This is a genomic window from Phycicoccus jejuensis, assembly GCF_000720925.1.
GTDB classification, from domain to species: Bacteria; Actinomycetota; Actinomycetes; order Actinomycetales; family Dermatophilaceae; genus Phycicoccus; species Phycicoccus jejuensis.
On record NZ_JOEE01000003.1, the window covers coordinates 43,097 to 65,383 of the forward strand.

Below are 22,287 nucleotides of genomic sequence, written 5' to 3' on the forward strand. Positions count from 1 at the left end.
TCCGAACGGGCCGGGCCCGTTCATGCGAGAAGGGCGGCCCCTGCACACGTGTGCGGGGACCGCCCTCTCGGAAGTCTCAACGACGCAGACCGAGGCGCTTGATCAGGGAGCGGTAGCGCTCGATGTCGATGCTCTCCAGGTAGCGCAGGAGGCGGCGGCGACGGCCGACCAGCAGCAGCAGGCCACGACGGGAGTGGTGGTCGTGCTTGTGCGCACGGCTGTGCTCGGTGAGGTCCTTGATGCGCTGCGTGAGGAGCGCGACCTGGACCTCGGGCGAGCCCGTGTCACCCTCGGTGGTGCCGTACTCGGCGATGATCTGCTTCTTGACGTCGGTGCTCAGCGGCATGGGGCGACGACTCTCCTTCGGGGGTTTCTGCTGCGCGGCGCTCCCGGGCTGGTTCACCGGGGCTCTCTGGATCCGCGGCCGATCTGACGGCAGTCAGCAAGGTTACCAGCGGCCCGGTACGCACCCCTAATCGGCTCGACCGGCCTCCCGGCGGGCCTGCTCCCCCATCCTCCCACCGCCCGGCTCTGGTCCGGGTCGTCGGCTCTGGTCGTGATCGCCCGGGTGGCGGTGGGTTCTCACCGCCACCCGGGAGAGCGGACCAGAGCCGACGCGGGTCGCCCGCGGGGCAAGGGCGCGTCGTGCTCGGGGCGCTGCGCGGCGGGCCGGAGGACCTGCCCGGCCGCTCGGGCGTGCAGCGATCGACGAATGTGTCATCTCTTGTCCGCTCTCGTCCCGGATGATCCCGCACGTGCGGGGTTATCGCTGTCCGCGCTCCCCGGCAAGCACGAAAAGCCCGCACGTGCGGGGTTATCGCTGTCCGCGCTCCCCGGCGACCACGAAAAGCCCGCACGTGCGGGGTCATCGCCGACCAACCTCCCCCCGCACCACGAAAACCTCGCACGTGCGGGGTCATCGCCGACCGACCTCCCCCCGCACCACGAAAAGCCCGCACGTGCGGGGTTCGGGAGGCCGGGACGCCTGCGGTGACGGGAGGGGTCAGCGGCTGCCGGTGCTCACGCGGGCGACGACGTCGAGGTCGACGCCGTCGGCGACGGCGAGGTGCACCGGGTGCCGGGCCTCCCCCGCCCGCAGCTCGACCGTGCCGTGCGGCGAGTCCCAGGCCCACGAGGAGAAGGCCCGACGTGCGTCGTGCACGGTCGGGATGGAGCGACCCGCGATGCCGGCCAGCAGGTGCACCCCCGAGTAGGTCGTCTCGGCCATCGTGCCCGGGGACGGCGCCTGCGACGTCCCGAGCGGCTCGGCCCCGCAGACGAGGTCCCAGGCCCCGCGGAACTTCCGGGCGAACTCCTCGGCCGAGGCCGTGCGCAGCGACGAGAACCATCCGGCCGAGACGAACAGGTTGCGCGTCGCGTGCGCCCCGGTGGCCAGGACGACGGTCTCGTCGATGAAGGGGCTGAACCGGACCACCGAGGCGTCCATCCCGGCCTCGGCGAAGGCCCGGTTGAAGCGCACCGCGTCGGAGCCGACGAGGAGCGTGATGACCCCCTCGGCCCCGCTGTGGACGATCTCCTGGAGCACGGAGCCCCAGACCTCGGGGCTCTCGGTGCCGAGCGGCACGAACCGGCACCGGAGGACCTCGACGTCGCGCCCCGCCAGCCCCTCGACCGTGCGCGCCGCCGACTCGCGCGGCCAGACGTAGTCGTTGCCGACCACGTACCACCGGCGCAGGCGCAGCTCCGTCCGCAGCCAGTCCAGCGAGGCGAGGATCTGGTCGCCCGGGACCTCCCCGCTGCACAGGACGCCGTCCCCGCGCTCCCCGCCCTCGTAGGCCGCGGCGTAGACGTAGGGCGCCCGTCCCCCCACGACGCGGGCGATGGACTGCCGCAGATTGGAGAGGTGCCAGCCGGTGACCGCGTCGATCTCGCCGGCGGCGAGGAGGGCGCCGACGTGCCCGGCGACGACGTCGGGGTCGCCGCCGGCGTCGACGTGGACGTAGCGCACGGAGCACCCGGCGACCCCTCCCGCGGCGTCGATCTCGGCCGCGGCCAGCTCCGCCGCGGCGAGACACTCGAGCCCGAAGATGCCGGCGGGACCCTGCCGCGGCAGGACGAGCGCGACGCGGTAGTCCGAAGAGCTCGGGCGAGGTCGGACCGGGCCGGGCGCAGGCGTTGCCATACTGGGCATGTGAGTCCGCGTCCTTCCCGCACCGTGTCAGACCGCGAAGAGCACCTGCTCTCGGTCCTGCGGGTGGCGGCCGAGGCGCAGTCGCGGCTCGAGGGCGCCTTGCGACCCCTGGATCTTACGGTAGACGGCTGGCGGGTGCTCCTGACGATCTGCGCGGCCCCGGGCGCCTCGATGGCCGACGTCGTCGAGGCCCTCGTCATCCCGTCGTCGACCGCCACCCGGGTCGTCGACGCCCTCGTCGAGCGCGGCGCGATGTTCCGGACGCCGGCCCCCGACGACCGTCGCCGCGTCACGCTGAGGCTGTCGGCGGAGGGGCTGCGACGTCTGCGCCGGGCGCAGGACGCGATCAGCGCCATCGAGCTCCCGGACACCTGGACCCCACTCCCCGGCTGAGTCCCCCGCGGGTCTGGACAGATCCGACGCCCACCCCTACGCTCCCGATATTCCCATTTGGGACTATCCCGGATGGGACCGTCTCGCGGAGGTGGTCATGGCGACGTACGAGTACCTGTGCCGGCGCGACGGGGTGATCGCGGTGCGGCTGCCCGGAGGTCAGGCCCCGGCGTCGATCGCCTGCCCGAGCTGTGAGGACCCCGCGCGACGTCTGTTCGGCGTCCCGCAGGTGCAGCGCGGCGACTCCCGCTCCCGCCGGATCATCGCCGCCACCGAGGCCAGCGCCACCGAACCCACCGTGGTCACGGCACCCCAGGGCCGGCGCCGCTCCCCCACGAGGCGGCCCACGGCCGACCCCCGGACGGCGATGCTGCCGTCCCCCTGACCGGGCCGCCCGGCCCGGTCACGATCTCGGCAAGGAGAACCATGGGAAACGTCGGACTCCTGTACGTCGGCGCCATCCTCTTCCTCAACGGCTGCGCCCTCCTCGGCTGGGTCCGGGGCAACGGCGCCGTCCCCCTCAACATCTTCGTCGGGCTGCTCCAGGTCATCACGCCCACGTACCTGATCTTCACCGCCGGCGGCGACGCCGACGTCGTCTTCGGGGCCTCCGGGCTCTACCTGTTCGGCTTCACCTACCTGTACGTCGCAATGAACACCATCTGGGGGTTCGAGCCCACCGGCCTGGGCTTCTTCTCCCTCTTCGTCGCCGTCGCGGCGCTCGCCTACGCCGTCGTCAACGCCGTCACCTACCAGGACTACGCGTTCACGGTGATCTGGCTGCTGTGGGCCTACCTCTGGTGGCTGTTCTTCCAGCTGCTCGGCCGCGGCCGTGCGCAGCTGACCGCCTGGACCGGCGTCGTCGCCGCGGTCGAGGGATGGACCACCGCCGCGGTCCCGGCCTTCCTCCTCCTCACCGGGTGGTGGGACGCCCTCCCCAACGCCGTCTGGGCGCTCGTCGTCCTCGTCCTCACCGTGGGGGGGTTCCTCCTCGCCAGATCCCGCCTCGGCTCCCTGTCCCCGGCGACGGCTCCCGCCACCGCCTGATCCCCGTCCGGCGGCCCGTGCCGCCCCGTCCCGACCCGTCAGGAGAACCCCGCCATGCCCGAGCTCATCTTCCCGCTCGACTCGACCAAGAAGTTCACCGACCAGCGCCACCTCGGCCACAACCGGTGGCACCCCGAGGTCCCCGCGGCCGTCCACGTCAAGCCGGGCGACAGCTTCCGGATGCACTGCCGGGAGTGGTTCGACGGCGCCATCGTCAACGACGACTCCGCCGACGACATCCTCAACGCGCCCCTCGACACCGTGCACGTCCTCTCCGGGCCGGTGGCCGTCGAGGGCGCACAGCCGGGCGACCTGCTCGTCGTCGACATCCTCGACGTCGGGCCGATCCCGCAGGAGGACAGCGGCCCCCTCGCCGGTCAGGGCTGGGGCTACACCGGCATCTTCGCGAAGGAGCACGGCGGCGGCTTCCTCACCGACCAGTTCCCCGACGCGTACAAGGTCATCTGGGACTTCACCGGAGGGGTCGCCACCTCGCGCCACGTCCCCGGCGTCTCCTTCGTCGGCATCGTGCACCCCGGCCTCATGGGCACCGCCCCCTCGGCCGACCTGCTGGCCCGCTGGAACGCCCGCGAGGCGGCGCTCATCGCCACCGACCCCAACCGCGTCCCGCCGCTGGCGCTGCCGCCCGAGCCGAACTCGGCCATCCTCGGGACGCTGCCCGACTCCGAGTACGCCCGGGTGGCCGCCGAGGCCGCCCGCACGGCCCCGCCGCGCGAGAACGGCGGCAACCAGGACATCAAGAACTTCACGAAGGGCTCGCGGGTCTTCTACCCGGTCTTCGTCGACGGCGCGAACCTCTCGATGGGCGACCTGCACTTCTCGCAGGGCGACGGCGAGATCACGTTCTGCGGCGCCATCGAGATGGGCGGGTTCATCGACCTGCGGGTCGACCTCATCAAGGGCGGCATGGAGACCTACGGCGTCTCGGAGAACGCGATCTTCATGCCCGGCACGACCGACCCGCAGTTCAGCGAGTGGCTCGCCTTCTCGGGCACCTCGGTCACCCTCGACGGCGAGCAGCGCTACCTGGACTCGCACCTGTCCTACCAGCGGGCCTGCCTGCACGCGATCGACTACCTCACGACGTTCGGCTGGTCGCCCGAGCAGGCGTACATGATCCTCGGCGCCGCGCCGATCGAGGGCCGGCTCTCGGGCGTCGTCGACATCCCCAACTCGTGCTCGACCGTGTACCTGCCGACGTCGATCTTCGACGTCGACATCCGGCCGTCGAGCTCCGGCCCGGCGAAGGTCGACCCCGGGATGGGCGTGCCCCGCTCCTCCTTCTGACCCGACCGGACCCCGACCCCGACCCGAAGACCTCCTGACGGCGGTCCCGCGCCCTCCCCCGACCGGGGGGCCCGGAACCGCCGTCAGGGGTGTCTCCGGAGGCCGCCCCGACGTAGGCTCGGCGGCAGGTCACAGCCACAGAGAGGTGGACGACGTGCGCCAGCGAGGTCCCAGCCCTGCACCGGCCCCGGCGCCGGCCGACCCCGGCCGCGCCGCAGCGGTGCGTGCGCTCGCCGAGGGGATGGCCCCGATGCGCGGCCCGCTCCTGCCGGCGCTCCAGGCCGTGGTCGAGCAGCACGGGTTCGTCCACGACGACGACGTGCCGGTCGTCGCCGACGTCCTCAACCTCAGCCGGGCCGACGTCCTCGGCGTGCTGACCTTCTACCACGACCTGCGCCGCACTCCCCCGACCGCGCACCGCGTCACGCTCTGCCGCGCCGAGGCCTGCCAGGCGCGCGGCGCCGAGGCCACCGTCGCGGCCGCCGTCGACCGGTGGGCCGGTTCGACCGACGTCGAGGTCGGCGAGGTCTTCTGCCTCGGCAACTGCGCGCTCGGCCCGTCCGGGATGCTCGACGGCGCCCTCCACGGCCGGCTCACCCCCGACCGGCTCGACGCCCTCACCGAGGGGTGGCCGGCGTGAACCCCGTCGTCTGGGTGCCGGCCGACGCCGCCGCCGTCTCGGTCGGGGCCGACGACGTCGCCGCGGCCCTCGAGGCGGCCGGCGCCACCCTCCGCCGCAACGGCTCCCGCGGCATGCTCTGGCTCGAGCCCCTCGTCGAGCTCGAGACCGACGACGGACGGGTCGGCTACGCGAACGTCGAACCCGGCGACGTCGACGCCCTGCTCGGAGGCGCGCTCGACGACACCGCCCGCTGCGTCGGCGTGGTCGACGATCACCCGTGGCTCGCGGGCCAGCACCGCGTCTCGTTCGCCCGGGTCGGCGTCATCGAGCCGACCGACCTCGCCGCCTACCGCGCCGACGGCGGGCTCGCCGGCCTCGAGCGCGCCCTCACCCTCGACCCCGCCGAGGTCGTCCGCGAGGTCACCGACTCCGGGCTGCGCGGCCGTGGCGGTGCCGGCTTCCCCGCCGGCATCAAGTGGGAGACCGTCCGCACGGCGCAGGCCGACACGAAGTTCGTCTGCTGCAACGCCGACGAGGGCGACTCCGGCACGTTCGCCGACCGGATGCTCATCGAGGGCGACCCCTTCACCCTCGTCGAGGGCATGACGATCGCCGCGATCGCCACCGGCGCGACCGAGGGGTTCGTCTACCTGCGTTCCGAGTACCCGCACGCCATCCGCACCCTGCGTCGCGCCATCGACGTCGCGTACGCGCACGGCGTCCTCGGGGCGTCGGTGCTCGGCAGCGGTCGCCGCTTCGACCTCGACGTCCGCGTCGGGGCCGGCGCGTACATCTGCGGCGAGGAGACGTCGATGCTCGAGTCCCTCGAGGGCAGGCGGGGCGAGGTGCGCGCCAAGCCGCCGATCCCCGCGCTCGAGGGGCTGTTCGGCCGGCCGACGGTCGTCAACAACGTCCTCACGCTCTCGGCCGTCCCGATGGTCCTCGCCGACGGCGGCGCGGCGTACGCCGCACTCGGCACGGGTCGCAGCCGGGGCACCCAGGTCTTCCAGCTCGCGGGCAACGTCGCCCGCGGCGGGGTCGTCGAGGCCGACTTCGGCATCTCGCTGCGTGAGCTCGTCGAGGGCTACGGCGGGGGCACGGCGTCCGGGCGGCCGGTCAAGGCCGTCCAGGTCGGCGGCCCGCTCGGCGCGTACCTGCCCCCGTCGCGGTTCGACCTGCCGATGGACTACGAGGCCTTCGCCGAGGCCGGCGCCATGGTCGGCCACGGCGGTGTGGTCGTCTTCGACGACTCGATGGACGCCGGTGCGATGGCGCGGTTCGCGATGGAGTTCTGCGCCAAGGAGTCCTGCGGCAAGTGCACCCCGTGCCGCATCGGCTCGACCCGCGGCGTCGAGGTCATCGACCGCATCCGGGCCGGGACGCAGCGCGAGTCCAACCTGGTCCTCCTCGAGGACCTCTGCGTGACGATGACCAAGGGCTCGCTCTGCGCGATGGGCGGCCTCACCCCGATGCCGGTCCGCAGCGCCCTCGAGCACTGGCCCGAGGACTTCGGTGTCGAGCCCGCCGTGGCCGACGCCGCCACCGACGCGATGTCCGAGTCAGCCACCAGCACCACCGGAGGAGCGCGGCCATGACCACCCTCGACGAGCGACCCGACGCCCTGGCGTCCGAGACCGACCACGGCACACCGCCGGTCAGGGGCGGTGCGCCCGCCACCGTGAGCATCGACGGCCGCGAGGTCACGGTGCCCGCCGGCACCTCGGTGATGCGCGCCGCCGCCGAGGTCGGCATCGAGATCCCCAAGCTCTGCGCCACCGACTCGCTCAAGGCGTTCGGGTCCTGCCGGCTCTGCCTCGTCGAGGTCGAGGGCGGCAAGGGCACCCCTGCGTCGTGCACGACCCCGTGCACCGACGGCATGGTCGTCAGCACCCGCACCGAGCAGGTGCAGGACCTGCGCCGGAACGTCATGGAGCTCTACCTCTCGGACCACCCGACCGACTGCGCCGGCTGCGCCCGCGGCAGCTGCGAGATGCAGAAGTGGGCGCGCGAGACCGGGGTCGCCGAGGTCCGGTACGGCCTCGACGGCGCGAGCCACCTCGCCGACACCACCGACCGCTCCAACCCCTACTTCGACTACGACCCGGCCGCCTGCATCGTCTGCTCGCGCTGCGTGCGTGCCTGTTCGGAGACGCAGGGGACGTTCGCCCTCACCGTCGAGGGGCGGGGCTTCGACTCGCGGATCTCGGCCGGCGGCACCGACTTCCTGCAGTCCGAGTGCGTCTCGTGCGGCGCCTGCGTGCAGGCCTGCCCGACCGAGGCGCTGACGGAGCGGTCCGTCGTGCAGCTCGGGATGCCGACCCGCTCGGTCGTCACGACGTGCGCGTACTGCGGCGTCGGCTGCTCGTTCAAGGCCGAGGTGCAGGGCTCGGGGGACGACACCCGCGTCGTCCGCATGGTGCCGTGGAAGGACGGCGGCGCGAACGAGGGGCACTCGTGCGTCAAGGGCCGCTTCGCCTACGGGTACGCGGCGCACGACGACCGGCAGCTGCAGCCGATGGTGCGCGAGTCGATCGACGACGAGTGGCGCGTCGTCTCCTGGGACGAGGCGATCCGGACGGCGGCCGAGGGCTTCCGGCGCATCCAGGCCGAGCACGGCGTCGGGTCCATCGGCGGCATCTCGTCCTCGCGCTGCACGAACGAGGAGGTCTACGTCGTCCAGAAGATGGTGCGGGCGGCGTTCGGCAACAACAACGTCGACACCTGCGCGCGGGTCTGCCACTCCCCCACCGGGTACGGGCTCAACCACGCCTTCGGCACCTCGGCGGGCACGCAGGACTTCCGCTCCGTCGAGCAGGCCGACGTCATGCTCCTCATCGGCGCCAACCCGACGGACGCGCACCCGGTCTTCGCCTCCCGGATGAAGAAGCGCCTGCGGGCCGGCGCGCAGATCATCGTCGCCGACCCCCGCCGCATCGACCTCGTGCGCAGCCCCCACGTGGAGGCGGCCCACCACCTGCCGGTCCGCCCGGGGACGAACGTCGCGTTCGTCAATGCGATGGCCCACGTCATCGTCACCGAGGGGCTGCTCGACGAGGAGTTCGTCCGCACCCGCACCGAGGGCGCCGAGGGCTACCTCGAGTTCATCTCCCGGCCCGAGCACTCGCCCGAGGCCACGGAGGCCGAGACGGGCATCCCGGCCGACGAGCTGCGTTCCGCCGCACGGCTGTACGCGGCCGGCCCGAACTCCGCGATCTACTACGGCCTCGGTGTCACCGAGCACAGCCAGGGCTCGACGATGGTCATGGGGATGGCCAACCTCGCGATGCTCACCGGCAACCTCGGGCGCGAGGGGGTCGGCGTCAACCCGCTGCGCGGCCAGAACAACGTGCAGGGCTCCTGCGACATGGGCTCCTTCCCGCACGAGCTGCCCGGCTACCGCCACGTCTCCCGGCCCGAGGTGCGCGAGATCTACGAGTCGCTCTGGGGCGTGACCATCCAGCCCGAGCCCGGGCTGCGCATCCCGAACATGTTCGACTCCGCGATCGGTGGCTCGTTCCTCGGGCTCTACGTCCAGGGCGAGGACATCGCCCAGTCCGACCCCAACACCCAGCACGTCGAGGCCGCGCTGCGCTCGATGCAGATGGTGGTGGTCCAGGACCTCTTCCTCAACGAGACGGCGCGCTTCGCCCACGTCTTCCTGCCCGGCACGTCGTTCCTCGAGAAGGACGGTACGTTCACCAACGCCGAGCGCCGGCTCAACCGGGTGCGGCCGGTCATGCCGAGCCGCGTCGGCAAGGACGAGTGGCAGGTCGTGTGCGAGCTCGCGACCGCGATGGGCTACCCGATGTCGTACGACTCGACCGCCGAGATCATGGACGAGATCGCCTCGACCACACCGACGTTCGCCGGCGTCTCGTTCGCCCGGCTCGACGCCGAGGGCTCGATGCAGTGGCCGGTCACCGACGCCGCGCCGCACGGCACACCGACGATGCACGTCGGGCAGTTCGTCCGCGGGCTGGGCCAGCTGACCCCGACGGTCTACGTGCCCACCACCGAGCGCGCCAACCGCCGCTTCCCCCTCGTGCTGACGACGGGGCGCATCCTCTCGCAGTACAACGTCGGCGCGCAGACCCGCCGGACGCCGAACTCGACGTGGCACCCGGCCGACGTGCTCGAGATCCACCCGTCCGACGCCGAGCTGCGCGGCATCCGCGACGGCGACGTCGTCGAGCTCGCCTCGCGCGTCGGCGCGACCCGGCTCACCGCGCTCGTCTCGGACCGAATGCCCGCCGGCGTCGTCTACACGACCTTCCACCACCCGGTGACCGGCGCCAACGTCGTGACGACCGAGAACTCCGACTGGGCCACCAACTGCCCCGAGTACAAGGTGACGGCCGTCCAGGTCACGGTGGCGACCGAGGCCGCGCGGGCCGAGAGCGGCGCCGCCCCCGAGGAGCACGACGTCCCCGCCGAGCGCGGCGCGGCGATGCCCGCCGGGGCGATGGCGAGGCACCGCCGGTGAGCGGCGACGTCGCGCCGGTCGTGCGCCTCGGCCACGACCTCGTCCGCAACTTCGAGGCGCTGGCGCCGGAGAAGGCCGCCGAGGAGCTCGCGACCCACATCAAGAAGTTCTGGGAGCCGCGGATGCGCCACGAGCTGCTCGCGCGCATCCGCCGGGGCGACACCGACCTCCACCCGCTGCTCGTGCGCGCGGCCGAGGACCTCGTCGACGGCGACATCGACCGGGCCGAGGTGCGGGAGCCCTCCGGGGGCTGACCGCGGCGGGCGCTAGCGTGGTGCCGCGCGCCGGACGGGCCGGCCGCGGAGAGGTCCCGATGCGCGTCGCCCTAGCCAAGACCGTGCTGCGAGCGGCCCGGTGGCGGGCGGTCGGCGAGGTGCCGCGCACGGGCATCCTCGTCGGGGCGCCGCACACGTCCAACTGGGACTTCGTGATGATGCTGCTCGTCATGTGGCGCGGCGACGTCACGCCGCGCGTGCTCATCAAGCAGGAGCTGTTCAGGGGCCCGCTCGGCTGGCTGCTGCACCGCCTCGGGGGCATCCCGCTGGACCGCGGGAACCCCGGTCAGGTCGTGCGCGAGCTCGTGCGCGAGGCCCGCAGCGGCGAGCCGTTCCTGCTCATCCTCGCCGCCGAGGGCACGCGCGACCGGGGCGAGTACTGGAAGTCGGGCTTCTGGCGGATCGCGCGCGCGGCCAAGCTCCCCATCGCCTTGGCCTTCATCGACGGCCCCTCCCGCACAGCAGGATTCGGGCCGACCATCACGGCGACGCCCGACGTCCGCGCCGACATGGACCTCGTCCGGGAGTTCTACCGCGACAAGCGCGGAATCCACCCCGAGAAGCGCACCGAGCCGCGCCTGCGCGAGGAGGACCGCCCCACCGGGGCGTGATCGTACGGCAGCCAGCTCTCACCGGAGGCCGACGAGCTCCGGTCGGAACGCGGCCGGCACCGGGGCCGTCGCGCTGACGGCCGGCTCGTCCTGCCGGGGGCGGCGACCGGTGACGATGAGGCGGCGGGCCGGGCGCTCGACGAGGACCATCATCAGCCACGAGGCGAGCGCCAGGACGCCCACGAACCCGACGAGCACGAGCTGCGCCAGCCACGGGTTGCCCGCCGCCAGGCCGACGGCCTGCTCGACCGGCCACTCGAAGAGCCAGTGGACCATGTAGAGCGCGAACGACGCCTCACCCGCGGCGACGAGCCACCGCAGCGAGAGGACCTGGGCGAGCCACCCGGACGAGGCCGCCAGCGCGGCGACCCCGAGGCCGAGGGCGGGCGCCATCCAGTAGCGCCCCGCCGACGTCTGGGGGACGACGGCGGTGACGACGAGCGCCAGCGGCAGGACGGGGGCGAGGCGGCCCAGGCGCGCCCCTCCGCGCACCCAGGCGAGGCAGAGGAGCATCCCACCGACGAACTCGAACATGATCCGGACCCAGAACATGCTCTCGAGGTTGCCGTTCGGCAGGGCCATCGTCGCGAAGATCCAGAGCATGACGCCGTAGCTGGCGGCGGCGAGGACCAGCGCGGTGGAGGACCGGCGCAGGCGCGCGACGGCGACGAAGAGGAGCGGCGCGAGCAGGTAGGCGAACCACTCGGCGCTGATCGACCACGCCGGGGTGTTGAAGCTCGGGCGGTCGCTGACCCAGTAGTGGACCATCCCGAGGTTCTGGAGGTAGGCGTCGCCGGTGCGGCGGCTGTCCTCGACGGTGTCCCCGAGGGTGCCGAGGAGGAAGGCGGTGAGGACGTCGACGTGCAGGGCGACGACGTGCACGGGCCAGACCCGCGCGAAGCGGTTGCGGACGAACGAGCGCGTGTCGCGCCAGCGGAAGGCGCGCATCCGGTCGGCGTACGTGTACGCGAGGACGAAGCCGCTCAGGGCGAAGAAGAGGTCGACGCCGAGGTAGCCCGCCCGCATGAAGGTGTCGAGGGGCGCGAGCGAGGGCTCGAGGGCGAGGATCTCCTCGCGGTAGTGGAAGAGGACGACCCACACCGCGGCGACGGCTCGCAGGCCGGTGAGCGCGGGGAGGGCCGGCCGGCGGGTCAGCAGCTCCATCCCCACGACCTTGCCGAGAGGTCGGGCTGCGGCTCAAGTCGGACGACGATGTGTTGCTGGTCGCTGAGAAGGAGTGGGAATGCCCGATGCCGCAGGTCAGGCGGTCGGAGCCCGCGACGGGGCTGCTCGCCGGGGGCTCCGTCGCGTGCGAGGTACGTCACGCCGACGCCCCCTCCCCTCGCCGAACCCGGCCCTTGACAACATACAACCGTTTAGTTGTATGTTGATCTCGTGACCGGGAGCAGCGAGGACCGCGCGGACGCGCTGTTCCACGCGCTCGCCGACCGGACGCGACGCGACATCCTGCGCCGGGTCCTCGCCGGAGAGCACTCGGTCACGACGCTGGCGGCGGGCTACGACATGAGCTTCGCCGCCGTCCAGAAGCACGTCGCCGTCCTGGAGAGGGCGGGCCTGCTGACGAAGCGACGTCACGGTCGTGAGCAGCTGGCCAGCGGTGACGTGGAGGCCGTCCGGTCGGTCGCCTCGATGCTCGACGAGCTCGAGGCGGTCTGGCGGGGACGGATCGCCCGGATCGACCTGTTGCTCACCGAGGAGACCTGACATGCCCGTCACCGACATCGCCAAGGACGTCGAGAACCACACCCTGACCATCACCGCGGAGTTCGCCGCCCCGGTCGCCCGGGTGTGGGCGCTCTACGAGGACCCGCGCCAGCTCGAGCAGGTCTGGGGCCCGCCGGAGTACCCGGCGACGTTCGTCGACCACGAGCTGCGCGCCGGCACTCGGACGACGTACTACATGACCTCCCCGGAGGGCGAGAAGTTCGCCGGCTACTGGGACGTGACGGGCGTGGAGCCGACGGAGCGGTTCACCTTCCGCGACGGCTTCGCCCACGAGGACCTGACGCCCAACCCCGAGCTGCCCGTGTCCGACTGCGTCTACGACTTCTCGGCGACCGAGGGCGGCACCCGCGCTGTCTACACGACGACCTACGCCAGCGCCGAGGCGCTGCAGCAGGTCCTCGACATGGGGATGGAGGAGGGGGCGCGGTCCGCCATCGGGCAGATCGACGCGTTCCTCGCCCGCGGCTGAGGTCGCTCCCGGGCCTGTTGTCACACCCGTCACGCCGCCCCCATTCCCTCTCTGTTCCGTTGTGCAACAGACGTTTTGACTGTGGATGACCTTCCGATTCGCGGGCTCGAGGAGTAGGATGGGAGCACGAGGGGAGGGGGAGCCGATGGCCACCAGCACACAGCGCCGGGCGGATGCCGCGGACGTCGCCGCCGCTGCCGTCGGTGCCCGAACGCTGGTCTCGGAGTCGCTCTCCCCCACCCTCGTAGGTGGCTCGGTCGCCGACTGGGCGCACGCGCTCAGTGAGCTCCAGGCCCTCGCCGACGTGGTCGCCGCGGCGCAGGACGAGGCCATCGTCCGGCTCGCGGCGATCGAGCCGGTCGTGCTGGAGACGGGCGAGCTGGTCGAGACCCACCGGGCGCCGGGGCACATCGCCCTCGACACACCGGCCGTGGTGTCGGGTGTGCTGTCGGTGTCGGCGGTGCACGCGGAACGCCGGGTGCGCGACGCGGTGCGGCGTGCGGCCGACGGCCCGGCGACGAGCACCGGCCTCGGCGGGCTCCACACGGCGATGGCGGAGGGGCGGCTCGACGCCTACCGCGCGCAGGTCGTCGCGGCCGAGCTGGAGGAGGTGCCGGCCGAGGTCGCCTCCGGCGTCGTCGCCTCCCTCGGCCCGTGGTTCGACCGCGAGGACGCCGCCCGGTTGCGCCGACGGACACGGCGGGTGCTGGCCGCCATCTCCCCGGACCTGCTGCGGCAGAGGGCGGTCCGTGCGCGAGCGGCCTCGGGGCTGCGGCGCTGGGTCGACGAGCCAGGGGTCGACACGTGGCTCGGGACCTTCCCGTCCGAGGACGCCTGCGCGGCGTGGGCGGCCATCGACACCCTCGCCCGCCAGTACGTCGACGACGGGACCTGCGAGCACCTCGAGCGGGCCCGGGCCAAGGCGCTCACCGACCTCGTCACGTCGAACGCGACGGTCGACGTACGGGTGCAGCTCGTCGCTCCCGCCGACGCTCAGGTGGTCGCGGCCCCTAGCGACGTCACCCCCCTCGACGACCGCGACCTCGTCACCGTCCACGGCCTGCACGCCGGCGACCCGGACCTCGTGCCCCGCGGATGGCTGTCGCGCGCGACGGCGATCACCGCTCTGGTGTCCCCGGTGCTCCACCCCACCAGCGGCGCCCTCACCGACCCCGACGACGAGCTCGCGACGGACGCCTACCGGCCCGGTGCCCGACTGGCCGCGCTGGTCCGCGCCCGGGACGGGCGGTGCCGCTTTCCCGGCTGCCAGGTCTCCGCCCGGTTCTGCGACCTCGACCACGTCCGCGCCTGGCCGCTGGGGCCGACGAGCGCCGGCAACCTCGCCTGCCTCTGTCGCCGACACCACCGCGTCAAGCAGCGGCCGGGATGGTCGGTCCGGATGTCCGCCGACGGCGCCCTCCACTGGACCGACCCCACCGGCGCGGTTCGCACCACCCACCCCCTCGACCACCGGCCCTTGGTGCTATCCGCACAGGACCCGGACCCGCCGCCTCCCCCGGCCCGACGCGATGCGGAGACCCACGTGCACTCGGCGCTCGAGTTCGGCCTACGGCACCGCGGTGGCACCGGGCCACCCGTGACCCGTGGGTGCCGCGTCGAGGTGCACCGGCCGGCGCGGACGTACCGGGTCATCGGCCTTCATCCACCCCGGCAGCGCGACCCGTTCCCCGCGACGCCACCCTTCTGACTCGACCGACACCCGTTCACGTGTTCTGGTTGGCGGCGTGGCCCGTGGCGCAGGAGCGGGGGTGATCGCCCCACGTCCCACGCCACGGACCGCACCGGTAGGGACGCCTGACGGGTTGGAGAACGGCGACGACGGTGACGGAGCGAGGAACCGGGTGCCCCCCGTGAGAGTCGTACCGCTCGTGAACAGCGAGACGGCGGTGGCCGGGTGAAGGGCAGGCACGCAGCTCCGGACGGTCTCGGCCGACTCGGACCGTCGGCCGTCTCGTCCTGCGTCCGGTGGCTCGTCGAACGCGGGGTGGGCGGCATGGCGATCGCGGCCGCCATCTGTGCCGTCCTCGGGTTCGGGTACCTGCCGTACGACGTGGCCGACCAGCGGCGGGCGGGGTCCCTCTTGCAGCACGGCACCCGGGTTCGGGTCGACATGGTCGAGGCCCACGTCGACCACGAGCCGAGCAAGGGTGGTGGATGGTGGGAGGTGGACGGGATCCGGGTCCGCCTCCCCGCCGTCGACGGTGAGGAGTGGATCGAGCTCACGGGGCTGGGGCAGGCGCTCGTCGACTCCACGCTCACTGACGAGGTCGACTGGCGACAAGGGTGGCAGGAGGTCCCCGACGAGGTCGGCTACCAAGCCCCCCTCGACGTCCTCTACTCCGTCGACGCGGACGGGCAGGTGAACGTCATGGCGGCCGACGACGTCGACGAGTGGGCCGGCTCCGACGAGTGGAGAACGTCGCTGACGATCGGCTCCGTCGGCCTGCTCGTCTCGCTCATCTCCGGCATCGGATACCTGCGAATCCGGCGGACGTGACCGCCGCAACCACCCAGGCGTCAGACGCAGAACTCGTTGCCCTCGGGGTCGCGCATCGTCACCCAGTGGACGCCCATCTCGGCGTGCTCCTCGCCCCGGACGGCGCCGAGCGCTTCGAGGCGCTCGACCTCGGCGGCGACCCGACGGCGCTGCTCATCCATCGGGACGGAGGGTCCGCCGCCGCCGAGCAGGTCGAGGTGGAGGCGGTTCTTCCCCTCCTTGGGCTCGGGCACCCGCTGGAAGAAGATGCGCGGCTGCCCCTCGGCCTCGAGCGCGGAGGCGTCGTTGAACCGCTCCTCCGGCAGCCCCTGCGCCGCGAGGAAGGACGGCCAGTCGGCGAACCCGCCCGGCGGCGCCGGCACCGCGTAGCCCCGCGGGGCGAGGGCGCCGGCCCAGAACTCCGCGAGGGCGGCGGGGTCGGCGCAGTCGATGACGACCTGGACGGGCAGCGCTGAGCGATCCATGCGCCGAGTGTGGACCCATCCACCGACACCCGTCGCGTGACCCACGGAACAGCGCGACGCCGAGCGCGGTGGAAGCATCGGGAGGCGACGAGAAGGAGACCCGTCATGGCCACCACACCCACCACCATCCCGGTCCGCGTCGCGGCCGCCGACGTCCTGGCCCAGCGCCGCATCGCCGTCACCGGCGTCTCCCGCACACCACGGGGCCACGGCGCGAACACCGTCTATACGTGGCTGCGCGACCACGGCTACGAGGTCTTCGCGGTCAACCCGCACGCGACCGAGGTCGAGGGCGACCCGGCCTACCCGACGGTGCAGGCCGTGCCCGGCGGTGTCGACGCGGTCGTCGTCGCCACGTCCGCCGCGCACGCGCTCGAGAGCGTCGAGGAGTCTCTCGACTCGGGCGTCCGCCGACTCTGGCTGCACCGCTCGACCGGCGCCGGCTCCGTCTCCCCCGAGGCGGTGGTGCGCGCGCGGGCGGCCGGCGCGACGGTCATCGCCGGTGGTTGCCCGATCATGTTCCACCCCGAGGGTGACGGCGTGCACCACGCGATGTGCCGCGTCCTCACGTGGACGGGGGCGGTCCCCCGGACCGTCTGACGCGACCGACCGTCGGACGTCCCGAGGGCTGGACGGACCCACCCCCACCGGGTGTACCATCATCGGTTCGCCAGCATGGGAACCCCACACACCGCAGGAGGCGGCTCCGCCGTGCCCACGACGACCGCCGACCACCCGACCACCCCCACCGACGACGTGCTCGCCCGCGAGCAGGCCCACCTCGACCACGCGCGCGACGAGCTGCGCCGGATGCGCGAGACCACCGAGCGGCTCGACGTGTCGACCGCGGCCGACGCCTTCAACGCGGCCTACCTCGACCTGGTCCTCGCCCGCCGCGTCGCCTCGCTCCAGGACGACCCGCGCACCACGCTCTTCTTCGGCCGCATCGACTGCCGCACCGAGCACGGCGAGGAGACCTTCCACGTCGGGCGGCGGCACGTCGGCGACGCCCACGGCGACCCGGTGGTCGTCGACTGGCGAGCGCCCATCTCGACGGCGTTCTACCGCGCCTCCCCCGCCGAGCCGATGGGCGTCGAGCTGCGGCGCCGGTTCGGCGTCGACCGCGGCCGCCTCACCGCCTACGAGGACGAGCGCCTCGTCGCCGGAGACGCCGCCGACCGCAGCGGCATCCTCGCCGCCGAGATCGAGCGGCCCCGCTCCGGCCCGATGCGCGACATCGTCTCCACGATCCAGCCCGAGCAGGACGAGATCGTCCGCTCCGACCTCGCGACGAGCATCTGCGTGCAGGGGGCGCCCGGCACCGGCAAGACCGCCGTCGGCCTGCACCGGGCGGCGTGGCTGCTCTACTCCTTCCGCCGGCGCCTCGACCGGGCCGGCGTCCTCGTCGTCGGCCCCAACCGCGCCTTCCTCGACCACATCGGCGCGGTCCTGCCCTCGCTCGGCGAGGTGCGGGTGCAGCACGCGACCGTCGACACCCTCCTCGACCACGGCCGCGTGCGCGCCGACGACCCCACCGAGGTCGCGCTCCTCAAGGGCGACGCCCGGTTGGCCGAGGTCCTGCGGGCCGCGGTGTGGCGCAACGTCGCCCGCGCTCACGACGCGCTCGTCGTCCCCCGTGGCTCACGCCGCTGGCGCGTCCCGGCCTACGAGGTGCAGGACGAGCTCGACGGGCTCGTCGCCCGCGGGGTCCGCTACTCCGCCGCCCGCGAGCTCCTCCCCCAGCGCCTGGCCCACCTCGTGATGCTCCAGATCGAACGCTCGGGCGACTTCCCGGGCGACACCGTGCAGGACTCGATCGCCCGCTCGGCACCGGTCCGCACCGCGACGAAGGACCTCTGGCCGGCGCTCGACCCGGCCGCCGTGCTCTTCGGGCTGCTCTCGGACGCCGATGCGCTGGCCGCCGCGGCGGACGGCGTCCTCACCGAGGACGAGCAGCGGGTCCTGCTCTGGGAGAGGCCGCCCCGCAGCAAGGGGGCAGCGCGCTGGTCGCGGGCCGACATGGCGCTCCTCGACGAGCTGGCCGACCTCCTCGACCGCACGCCGAGCCTCGGCCACGTCATCCTCGACGAGGCGCAGGACCTCTCCCCGATGCAGCTGCGGGCCGTCGGTCGTCGGGCCTCGACCGGCAGCCTCACCGTCCTCGGGGACATCGCGCAGGGCACCACCCCGTGGGCGACCCCGTCCTGGGAGGAGGCGATGCGCCACCTCGGTCGGACCGAGCACGAGCTCGTCGTCCTCGACCGCGGCTTCCGCGTCCCGGCCCTCGTCATCGACTACGCCGCGCGCCTGCTGCCCCTCGTCGCACCGGGGCTGGCGGCGCCGGTCTCGGTGCGCGACGACCCCGGCCGCCTCGACGTCCTGCGCGCCGACCCGGAGCGTCGCTCGCTCGCGGTGGTCGACGCCGTGCGCTCGCTGACGGACGAGCCCGGGTCGGTGGGCGTCATCGTGCCCGACGCGTTCGTCACCGCCGTCTCGTCGGCGCTGACCACCGCGGGCATCCCGCACGGACGGCTCGACGCCGACCACGGGGACGACGAGGACCGTCAGGTCGAGCTCGTGCCGGCGAGCATCGCCAAGGGCCTCGAGTTCGACCGCGTCGTCGTCGTCGAGCCGGCGGCGGTCGTGCGCGGCGAGCCGGACGAGCGCACCGGCCTGCGGCGCCTCTACGTCGTGCTGACCCGGGCCGTGTCGGCCCTCGTCGTCGTGCACTCCGAGCCGCTGCCCGAGGTGCTGACCGGCTGACGACGGTCGGGCGCAGCGGATCAGCCGCGCCCGTGCACCAGCTCGTCGCGGAGCCGGCCGGCGAGCGAGGCCCGCATCCGGAAGAGCTCGACGTCGGCAGCGGTGACGGTGCTGCGCTCGACCCATCCGTCACCCACGGGCACGTCGCCGGCCTCGAGGGCGACGACGCGCTGGCGGGTCGGCGGGTGGTCGGCGTCGACGGCCGTCGTGGGCGCGGCCTCGAGGCGGGAGCGCAGCTCGGCGGGCGCCGGCCGGTCGGCCGCCTCGATGGCGAGGAAGACGTCGGCCCCCGGTGTACGAGCGGCGTTGTGCGCGGCGGTCGCGCCGCGCGGCACCCCGACACCGGCGAGCAGCCAGCCGCGCACCGCGGCGGGCCCGGCGAGCGCGGCGGCGCGCCGGTCGGCCTCGAACGCGGCGTGGTGCAGGGTCGGACGCCAGGCCCGGTCGAGGACCGCGTGGAGCGCACGGAAGGGCACCGCCACGACCTGCATCCCGGCACCGCCGACGGCCGCGGACGCCTGGCGACGCACGAGGTTGCCCGCCATCTCGTCACCCGGCCCGTAGTAGCCCATCGTCGAGGTCGCCTGCTCGACGGCCTTGCGGTCGGCGGTCACGGCTCGGACGGGCGTGAGGATCGTCCGGGCTCCCGAGAGCACGTCCCCGGCGAGGCGCACGAGGATGCCGGCCGGCCCCCGCCGGACCCCCGAGCAGCGCAGCTCGTGGGCGAGACCGGCGACCCGCTCCCCGGGGTCGAGGGCCGTCCACTCCGGCAGGCCGACGACCAGCGCGGCCCCGCCCAGGTAGCCCGTGGGGTGCACCCGGGTCGCGGCGACGGTGTCGACGAGCACGCGGGTCGGGGCGGCGACGCCCACCTCGCGCGCCACGGCGTCGACGAGCTCGTGCACGGCCGGCTGCTCCTCGCGGCTCGTCGCGACCGCCCGACGGTCGACGCGCGCGGGGCGCGGCACGAGCCGCCACAGCACCAGCGCGCCGAGGACTCCCCAGATCCAGCGGCTGACGCCGTCGTCGAGGACGAGTACGGCCACCCACCCGACGGCGAGCGCGAGCAGCGCGAGGACGACCAGCAGGGCGAGCAGGACGGCCGCCACCGCGGAGAGCGTCGCGGACGGGGCTCGGCGGGAGTCGGTCACCCGCCGAGGCTAACCTCGGGCGACCTCGCGTCAGGGCAGGCGCGGCGGCGGGCTCAGGCGCCGACCGTCCACTTCTCGCCGTCCCAGTAGCGGTGCCGGCGGCGGTGGTGCGGGGAGGGGTACCAGCCCGGCGCCAGGGTGCCCCCACCCTTCGTCGCGTCCTTGATGACGCGCCGCGTGTGGAAGGTGGGGACGAGGGCCGCGAGGACGCCCGTCGCGCAGCCCACGGTGAGGACGTAGAGCCCGACCCCCGCGTCGACGGTGGTGGCCGAGAAGGCGTCGAGGACGGCCGGGGCGGACTCGGCGAACCACGACGGGCGGCCGACGGCCGCACCGGGGTCGAAGAGCAGCATCCAGAAGGCGAAGGTGACGAACGAGCCCGCCATCAGCCCGACGAGGGCCGCGAGACGCCACACCCCGCCGACGAACCGGAGGCGGGTGAGGATGAGCGCGACCCCCATGAGCAGCGCGACCGCGCCCGACAGGACGAGGTACTCGCGGAAGCCGTCGGCGAGGCGGACGGACGTGCCGTCCGCGCCCAGCCCCAGCGCGGCCCACACGTCGGGGGCCACCGCGCCGCGCCCGACGGTGTACACGGGCAACAGCGTCCCGAGCATGACGACGGCGCTGCCGAGGGAGAGGGTCAGCCCGGCGACGGCGTGGCTCCTGCGGTGCCTGACCTGCGACATACGACTCCTCCCGGCGTGCTCGAGGCGAGTGTGACACCCGGTGGGCGCGTCCGCGGCCGGTTCCGGCGAAGTCGGTCCCCTCGACCGGAGGGGGGTCGCTCAGCGGGTCGCGACCGCCTCGCGCAGCAGCCGCCACAGCTCCTCGACGTCCGCCCGCTCGGTGGCCTCCGCGCCGACGGACACCCGCACCATCCAGCGGCCGTCGAGGCTGCTGGCCCCGAGGAAGACCCGGCCGGTCGCGTTGACGGCCTCGAGCCAGGCGAGGGTGTGCGCGTCGAGCTCCTCGCCCGTCAGCCCCTCGGGCTCGTGGACGACGCAGACCGTCTGCAGCTCGACGGGTGCCAGCACCCGCCATCCCGGCTCGGCCTGCACCTGCTCGGCGAGCCACCGGGCGTTCGCGAGGTCACGCCGCAGCCGCTCGCGGATGGCCTCCACGCCGTCGAGCCGGAGGTGGAACCACAGCTTGAGCGCGCGGAAGCGTCGGCCCAGCGGGATGCCCCAGTCCTTGTACTGGACGACCTGGTCGTCGGTACTCGCCCGCAGGTAGCTCGGGGTCGTCGACATCACCGAGACGAGGTGGTCGACGTCGCGGACGTAGAGCAGGGAGGTGTCGAGGATCGTGCCCATCCACTTGTGCGGGTTCCACGCGAGGCTGTCGGCGTCGTCGACCCCCGCGAAGAGGTGGCGCATCTCCGGCAGGAGCATCGCCGAGCCGGCCATCGCCGCGTCGACGTGCACCCACGCCCCGTGCTCGCGGGCGATCTCGACGATGGCGGGGACGGGGTCCATCGCCGTCGTGCCGGTCGTGCCGACCGCGGCGACGACGACCGCCGGCACGCGACCGGCCGCGGCGTCCTCGGCCATCGCCCGGCGCAGGGCGGCGGGGTCCATCGCGTAGGTCACCGGGTCGACGTCGACGTAGCGCAGGTTGTCGGCCCCGAAGCCGGCGAGGAGGACGGCCTTGGGGACCGAGCTGTGCGCCTGCGGCGAGGTGTAGGCGACGAGCGGGGCGTCGAGGGACTGGAGGCCACCGCGGTGCTCGGAGCCGTCGCTCGCGCGCTCGCGGGCGGCGAGCATGGCGACGAGGCACGCGGTGGAGGCGGTGTCCTGGATGGCGCCGCGCCACTCGGGGGCCAGGCCGCAGAGGTCGCGCAGCCAGTCGGTGACGACCTGCTCGACCTCGGTGAGCGCCGGCGCCGACTGCCACGTGATGCCGAGCGCGCCCACGCCCCCGGACGCGATGTCGCCGAGGACGCTGGCCAGGCTCGCGTTGCTGGGGAACCAGCCGTAGAAGCCGGGGTGCTGGGTCTGGGTGACGCCGGGGACGACGACGCGGTCGAGGTCGGCGAGCACGTCGGCGAACGGCTCGGGCTCGGTGGGGGCGTGCGGCGGGAGGGCGTCGCGGACCTCGCCCGGTCGGACCTGCGCGGCGACCGGGAGGTCCGGGACGCGGCTGCGGTGGTCGGCGATCCAGTCGATGAGCTGGTGTCCGGCGGCGCGGAACTCCTCGGGCGTCATGGGCGCCATTCTGCCCACGCGTGATGGTCCCGGCCGCGTGCGCCCCGCGCCTCAGCCCGCACGTGCGGGCTTGTCGCT

The 22,287-nt window shown here is 73.7% G+C and carries 22 protein-coding genes; 15 read left to right on the forward strand and 7 right to left on the reverse strand.

What is annotated here, in order from left to right; genetic code table 11:
• Nucleotides 1–76: 76 nt before the first annotated feature.
• The gene (rpsO, locus tag IG69_RS0106470; protein WP_030527353.1) at nucleotides 77–346 is read right to left on the reverse strand and encodes a 30S ribosomal protein S15; all 270 of its coding nucleotides are present in this window, start codon (nucleotides 344–346) and stop codon (nucleotides 77–79) included.
• A gap of 657 nt (nucleotides 347–1,003) precedes the next feature.
• Nucleotides 1,004–2,143, reverse strand: a complete 1,140-nt coding sequence (locus IG69_RS0106475) for a substrate-binding domain-containing protein (protein ID WP_030527354.1) — start codon at nucleotides 2,141–2,143, stop codon at nucleotides 1,004–1,006.
• A gap of 33 nt (nucleotides 2,144–2,176) precedes the next feature.
• Between IG69_RS0106475 and IG69_RS0106480 the strand changes: the two genes are divergently transcribed.
• The 9 genes from IG69_RS0106480 (at nucleotide 2,177) to IG69_RS0106520 (ending at nucleotide 10,891) form a co-directional block, all read left to right on the forward strand.
• Entirely contained in the window at nucleotides 2,177–2,545 is a 369-nt protein-coding gene (locus IG69_RS0106480) for a MarR family winged helix-turn-helix transcriptional regulator (protein WP_051750307.1), read from the forward strand.
• A gap of 97 nt (nucleotides 2,546–2,642) precedes the next feature.
• The gene (locus tag IG69_RS0106485; protein WP_030527356.1) at nucleotides 2,643–2,930 is read left to right on the forward strand and encodes an FmdB family zinc ribbon protein; all 288 of its coding nucleotides are present in this window, start codon (nucleotides 2,643–2,645) and stop codon (nucleotides 2,928–2,930) included.
• A gap of 41 nt (nucleotides 2,931–2,971) precedes the next feature.
• Entirely contained in the window at nucleotides 2,972–3,592 is a 621-nt protein-coding gene (locus tag IG69_RS0106490) for an AmiS/UreI family transporter (RefSeq protein ID WP_051750309.1), read from the forward strand.
• Nucleotides 3,593–3,646: 54 nt separating this feature from the next.
• Nucleotides 3,647–4,900 carry a formamidase gene (gene fmdA, locus IG69_RS0106495; RefSeq protein WP_030527358.1) on the forward strand — a complete coding sequence of 418 codons (1,254 nt, stop codon included), beginning with the start codon at nucleotides 3,647–3,649 and terminating at the stop codon, nucleotides 4,898–4,900.
• 154 nt (nucleotides 4,901–5,054) lie between these two features.
• Complete coding sequence (locus IG69_RS0106500; RefSeq protein ID WP_030527359.1) at nucleotides 5,055–5,540, forward strand: NAD(P)H-dependent oxidoreductase subunit E; 486 nt, start codon at nucleotides 5,055–5,057, stop codon at nucleotides 5,538–5,540.
• Nucleotides 5,537–7,117 carry an NADH-ubiquinone oxidoreductase-F iron-sulfur binding region domain-containing protein gene (locus IG69_RS0106505; protein ID WP_157577394.1) on the forward strand — a complete coding sequence of 527 codons (1,581 nt, stop codon included), beginning with the start codon at nucleotides 5,537–5,539 and terminating at the stop codon, nucleotides 7,115–7,117. The genes IG69_RS0106500 and IG69_RS0106505 overlap by 4 nt, the downstream gene beginning before the upstream one ends.
• The gene (gene fdhF, locus IG69_RS0106510; protein ID WP_051750311.1) at nucleotides 7,114–10,005 is read left to right on the forward strand and encodes a formate dehydrogenase subunit alpha; all 2,892 of its coding nucleotides are present in this window, start codon (nucleotides 7,114–7,116) and stop codon (nucleotides 10,003–10,005) included. The genes IG69_RS0106505 and fdhF overlap by 4 nt, the downstream gene beginning before the upstream one ends.
• A complete protein-coding gene (locus tag IG69_RS22465; protein WP_036829348.1) occupies nucleotides 10,002–10,259 on the forward strand; it encodes a formate dehydrogenase subunit delta in 258 nt (85 codons plus the stop codon). Before fdhF ends, IG69_RS22465 begins: the two co-directional genes overlap by 4 nt.
• A gap of 59 nt (nucleotides 10,260–10,318) precedes the next feature.
• Nucleotides 10,319–10,891, forward strand: a complete 573-nt coding sequence (locus IG69_RS0106520; RefSeq protein WP_030527363.1) for a 1-acyl-sn-glycerol-3-phosphate acyltransferase — start codon at nucleotides 10,319–10,321, stop codon at nucleotides 10,889–10,891.
• 18 nt (nucleotides 10,892–10,909) lie between these two features.
• Here IG69_RS0106520 and IG69_RS0106525 read toward each other — a convergent pair whose 3' ends face one another.
• Nucleotides 10,910–12,055, reverse strand: a complete 1,146-nt coding sequence (locus tag IG69_RS0106525; RefSeq protein ID WP_030527364.1) for an acyltransferase family protein — start codon at nucleotides 12,053–12,055, stop codon at nucleotides 10,910–10,912.
• A gap of 231 nt (nucleotides 12,056–12,286) precedes the next feature.
• Between IG69_RS0106525 and IG69_RS0106530 the strand changes: the two genes are divergently transcribed.
• The 4 genes from IG69_RS0106530 to IG69_RS0106545 all read left to right on the forward strand — a co-directional run bounded on the left by IG69_RS0106530 (nucleotide 12,287) and on the right by IG69_RS0106545 (nucleotide 15,624).
• A complete protein-coding gene (locus IG69_RS0106530; RefSeq protein WP_030527365.1) occupies nucleotides 12,287–12,616 on the forward strand; it encodes an ArsR/SmtB family transcription factor in 330 nt (109 codons plus the stop codon).
• A gap of 1 nt (nucleotide 12,617) precedes the next feature.
• The gene (locus IG69_RS0106535; protein ID WP_030527366.1) at nucleotides 12,618–13,106 is read left to right on the forward strand and encodes an SRPBCC family protein; all 489 of its coding nucleotides are present in this window, start codon (nucleotides 12,618–12,620) and stop codon (nucleotides 13,104–13,106) included.
• 145 nt (nucleotides 13,107–13,251) lie between these two features.
• On the forward strand, nucleotides 13,252–14,814 hold the full coding sequence (locus IG69_RS0106540) for an HNH endonuclease signature motif containing protein (RefSeq protein WP_030527367.1): 1,563 nt from the start codon (nucleotides 13,252–13,254) through the stop codon (nucleotides 14,812–14,814).
• A gap of 306 nt (nucleotides 14,815–15,120) precedes the next feature.
• The gene (locus IG69_RS0106545) at nucleotides 15,121–15,624 is read left to right on the forward strand and encodes a hypothetical protein (RefSeq protein WP_157577396.1); all 504 of its coding nucleotides are present in this window, start codon (nucleotides 15,121–15,123) and stop codon (nucleotides 15,622–15,624) included.
• A 20-nt stretch (nucleotides 15,625–15,644) separates the two neighbouring features.
• Here IG69_RS0106545 and IG69_RS0106550 read toward each other — a convergent pair whose 3' ends face one another.
• Nucleotides 15,645–16,088 (reverse strand): VOC family protein, encoded by a 444-nt coding sequence (locus IG69_RS0106550; protein WP_030527369.1) that lies wholly within the window; start codon nucleotides 16,086–16,088, stop codon nucleotides 15,645–15,647.
• Nucleotides 16,089–16,193: 105 nt separating this feature from the next.
• Between IG69_RS0106550 and IG69_RS0106555 the strand changes: the two genes are divergently transcribed.
• Both IG69_RS0106555 and IG69_RS0106560 read left to right on the forward strand, forming a co-directional pair.
• Nucleotides 16,194–16,688 (forward strand): CoA-binding protein, encoded by a 495-nt coding sequence (locus IG69_RS0106555; protein WP_030527370.1) that lies wholly within the window; start codon nucleotides 16,194–16,196, stop codon nucleotides 16,686–16,688.
• Between the two features lie 111 nt (nucleotides 16,689–16,799).
• Nucleotides 16,800–18,851, forward strand: coding sequence for a HelD family protein (locus IG69_RS0106560; RefSeq protein WP_051750312.1), 2,052 nt, complete (start codon nucleotides 16,800–16,802; stop codon nucleotides 18,849–18,851).
• 20 nt (nucleotides 18,852–18,871) lie between these two features.
• Here IG69_RS0106560 and IG69_RS0106565 read toward each other — a convergent pair whose 3' ends face one another.
• From IG69_RS0106565 to IG69_RS0106575, 3 genes are all read right to left on the reverse strand, one after another.
• On the reverse strand, nucleotides 18,872–20,002 hold the full coding sequence (locus IG69_RS0106565; RefSeq protein WP_030527372.1) for a M48 family metalloprotease: 1,131 nt from the start codon (nucleotides 20,000–20,002) through the stop codon (nucleotides 18,872–18,874).
• A gap of 53 nt (nucleotides 20,003–20,055) precedes the next feature.
• Nucleotides 20,056–20,691 (reverse strand): DUF2510 domain-containing protein, encoded by a 636-nt coding sequence (locus tag IG69_RS0106570; RefSeq protein WP_030527373.1) that lies wholly within the window; start codon nucleotides 20,689–20,691, stop codon nucleotides 20,056–20,058.
• 99 nt (nucleotides 20,692–20,790) lie between these two features.
• On the reverse strand, nucleotides 20,791–22,209 hold the full coding sequence (locus IG69_RS0106575; protein ID WP_030527374.1) for a pyridoxal phosphate-dependent decarboxylase family protein: 1,419 nt from the start codon (nucleotides 22,207–22,209) through the stop codon (nucleotides 20,791–20,793).
• Nucleotides 22,210–22,287: the final 78 nt, after the last annotated feature.

Bases quoted from the DNA above. Each gene is read 5' to 3' on its own strand.
- rpsO (WP_030527353.1), bottom strand. From the start codon at position 346: ATGCCGCTGAGCACCGACGTCAAGAAGCAGATCATCGCCGAGTACGGC.
- IG69_RS0106475 (WP_030527354.1), bottom strand. From the start codon at position 2,143: ATGGCAACGCCTGCGCCCGGCCCGGTCCGACCTCGCCCGAGCTCTTCG.
- IG69_RS0106485 (WP_030527356.1), top strand. From the start codon at position 2,643: ATGGCGACGTACGAGTACCTGTGCCGGCGCGACGGGGTGATCGCGGTG.
- IG69_RS0106490 (WP_051750309.1), top strand. From the start codon at position 2,972: ATGGGAAACGTCGGACTCCTGTACGTCGGCGCCATCCTCTTCCTCAAC.
- fmdA (WP_030527358.1), top strand. From the start codon at position 3,647: ATGCCCGAGCTCATCTTCCCGCTCGACTCGACCAAGAAGTTCACCGAC.
- fdhF (WP_051750311.1), top strand. From the start codon at position 7,114: ATGACCACCCTCGACGAGCGACCCGACGCCCTGGCGTCCGAGACCGAC.
- IG69_RS0106520 (WP_030527363.1), top strand. From the start codon at position 10,319: ATGCGCGTCGCCCTAGCCAAGACCGTGCTGCGAGCGGCCCGGTGGCGG.
- IG69_RS0106525 (WP_030527364.1), bottom strand. From the start codon at position 12,055: ATGGAGCTGCTGACCCGCCGGCCGGCCCTCCCCGCGCTCACCGGCCTG.
- IG69_RS0106535 (WP_030527366.1), top strand. From the start codon at position 12,618: ATGCCCGTCACCGACATCGCCAAGGACGTCGAGAACCACACCCTGACC.
- IG69_RS0106540 (WP_030527367.1), top strand. From the start codon at position 13,252: ATGGCCACCAGCACACAGCGCCGGGCGGATGCCGCGGACGTCGCCGCC.
- IG69_RS0106545 (WP_157577396.1), top strand. From the start codon at position 15,121: ATGGCGATCGCGGCCGCCATCTGTGCCGTCCTCGGGTTCGGGTACCTG.
- IG69_RS0106550 (WP_030527369.1), bottom strand. From the start codon at position 16,088: ATGGATCGCTCAGCGCTGCCCGTCCAGGTCGTCATCGACTGCGCCGAC.
- IG69_RS0106555 (WP_030527370.1), top strand. From the start codon at position 16,194: ATGGCCACCACACCCACCACCATCCCGGTCCGCGTCGCGGCCGCCGAC.
- IG69_RS0106570 (WP_030527373.1), bottom strand. From the start codon at position 20,691: ATGTCGCAGGTCAGGCACCGCAGGAGCCACGCCGTCGCCGGGCTGACC.
- IG69_RS0106575 (WP_030527374.1), bottom strand. From the start codon at position 22,209: ATGACGCCCGAGGAGTTCCGCGCCGCCGGACACCAGCTCATCGACTGG.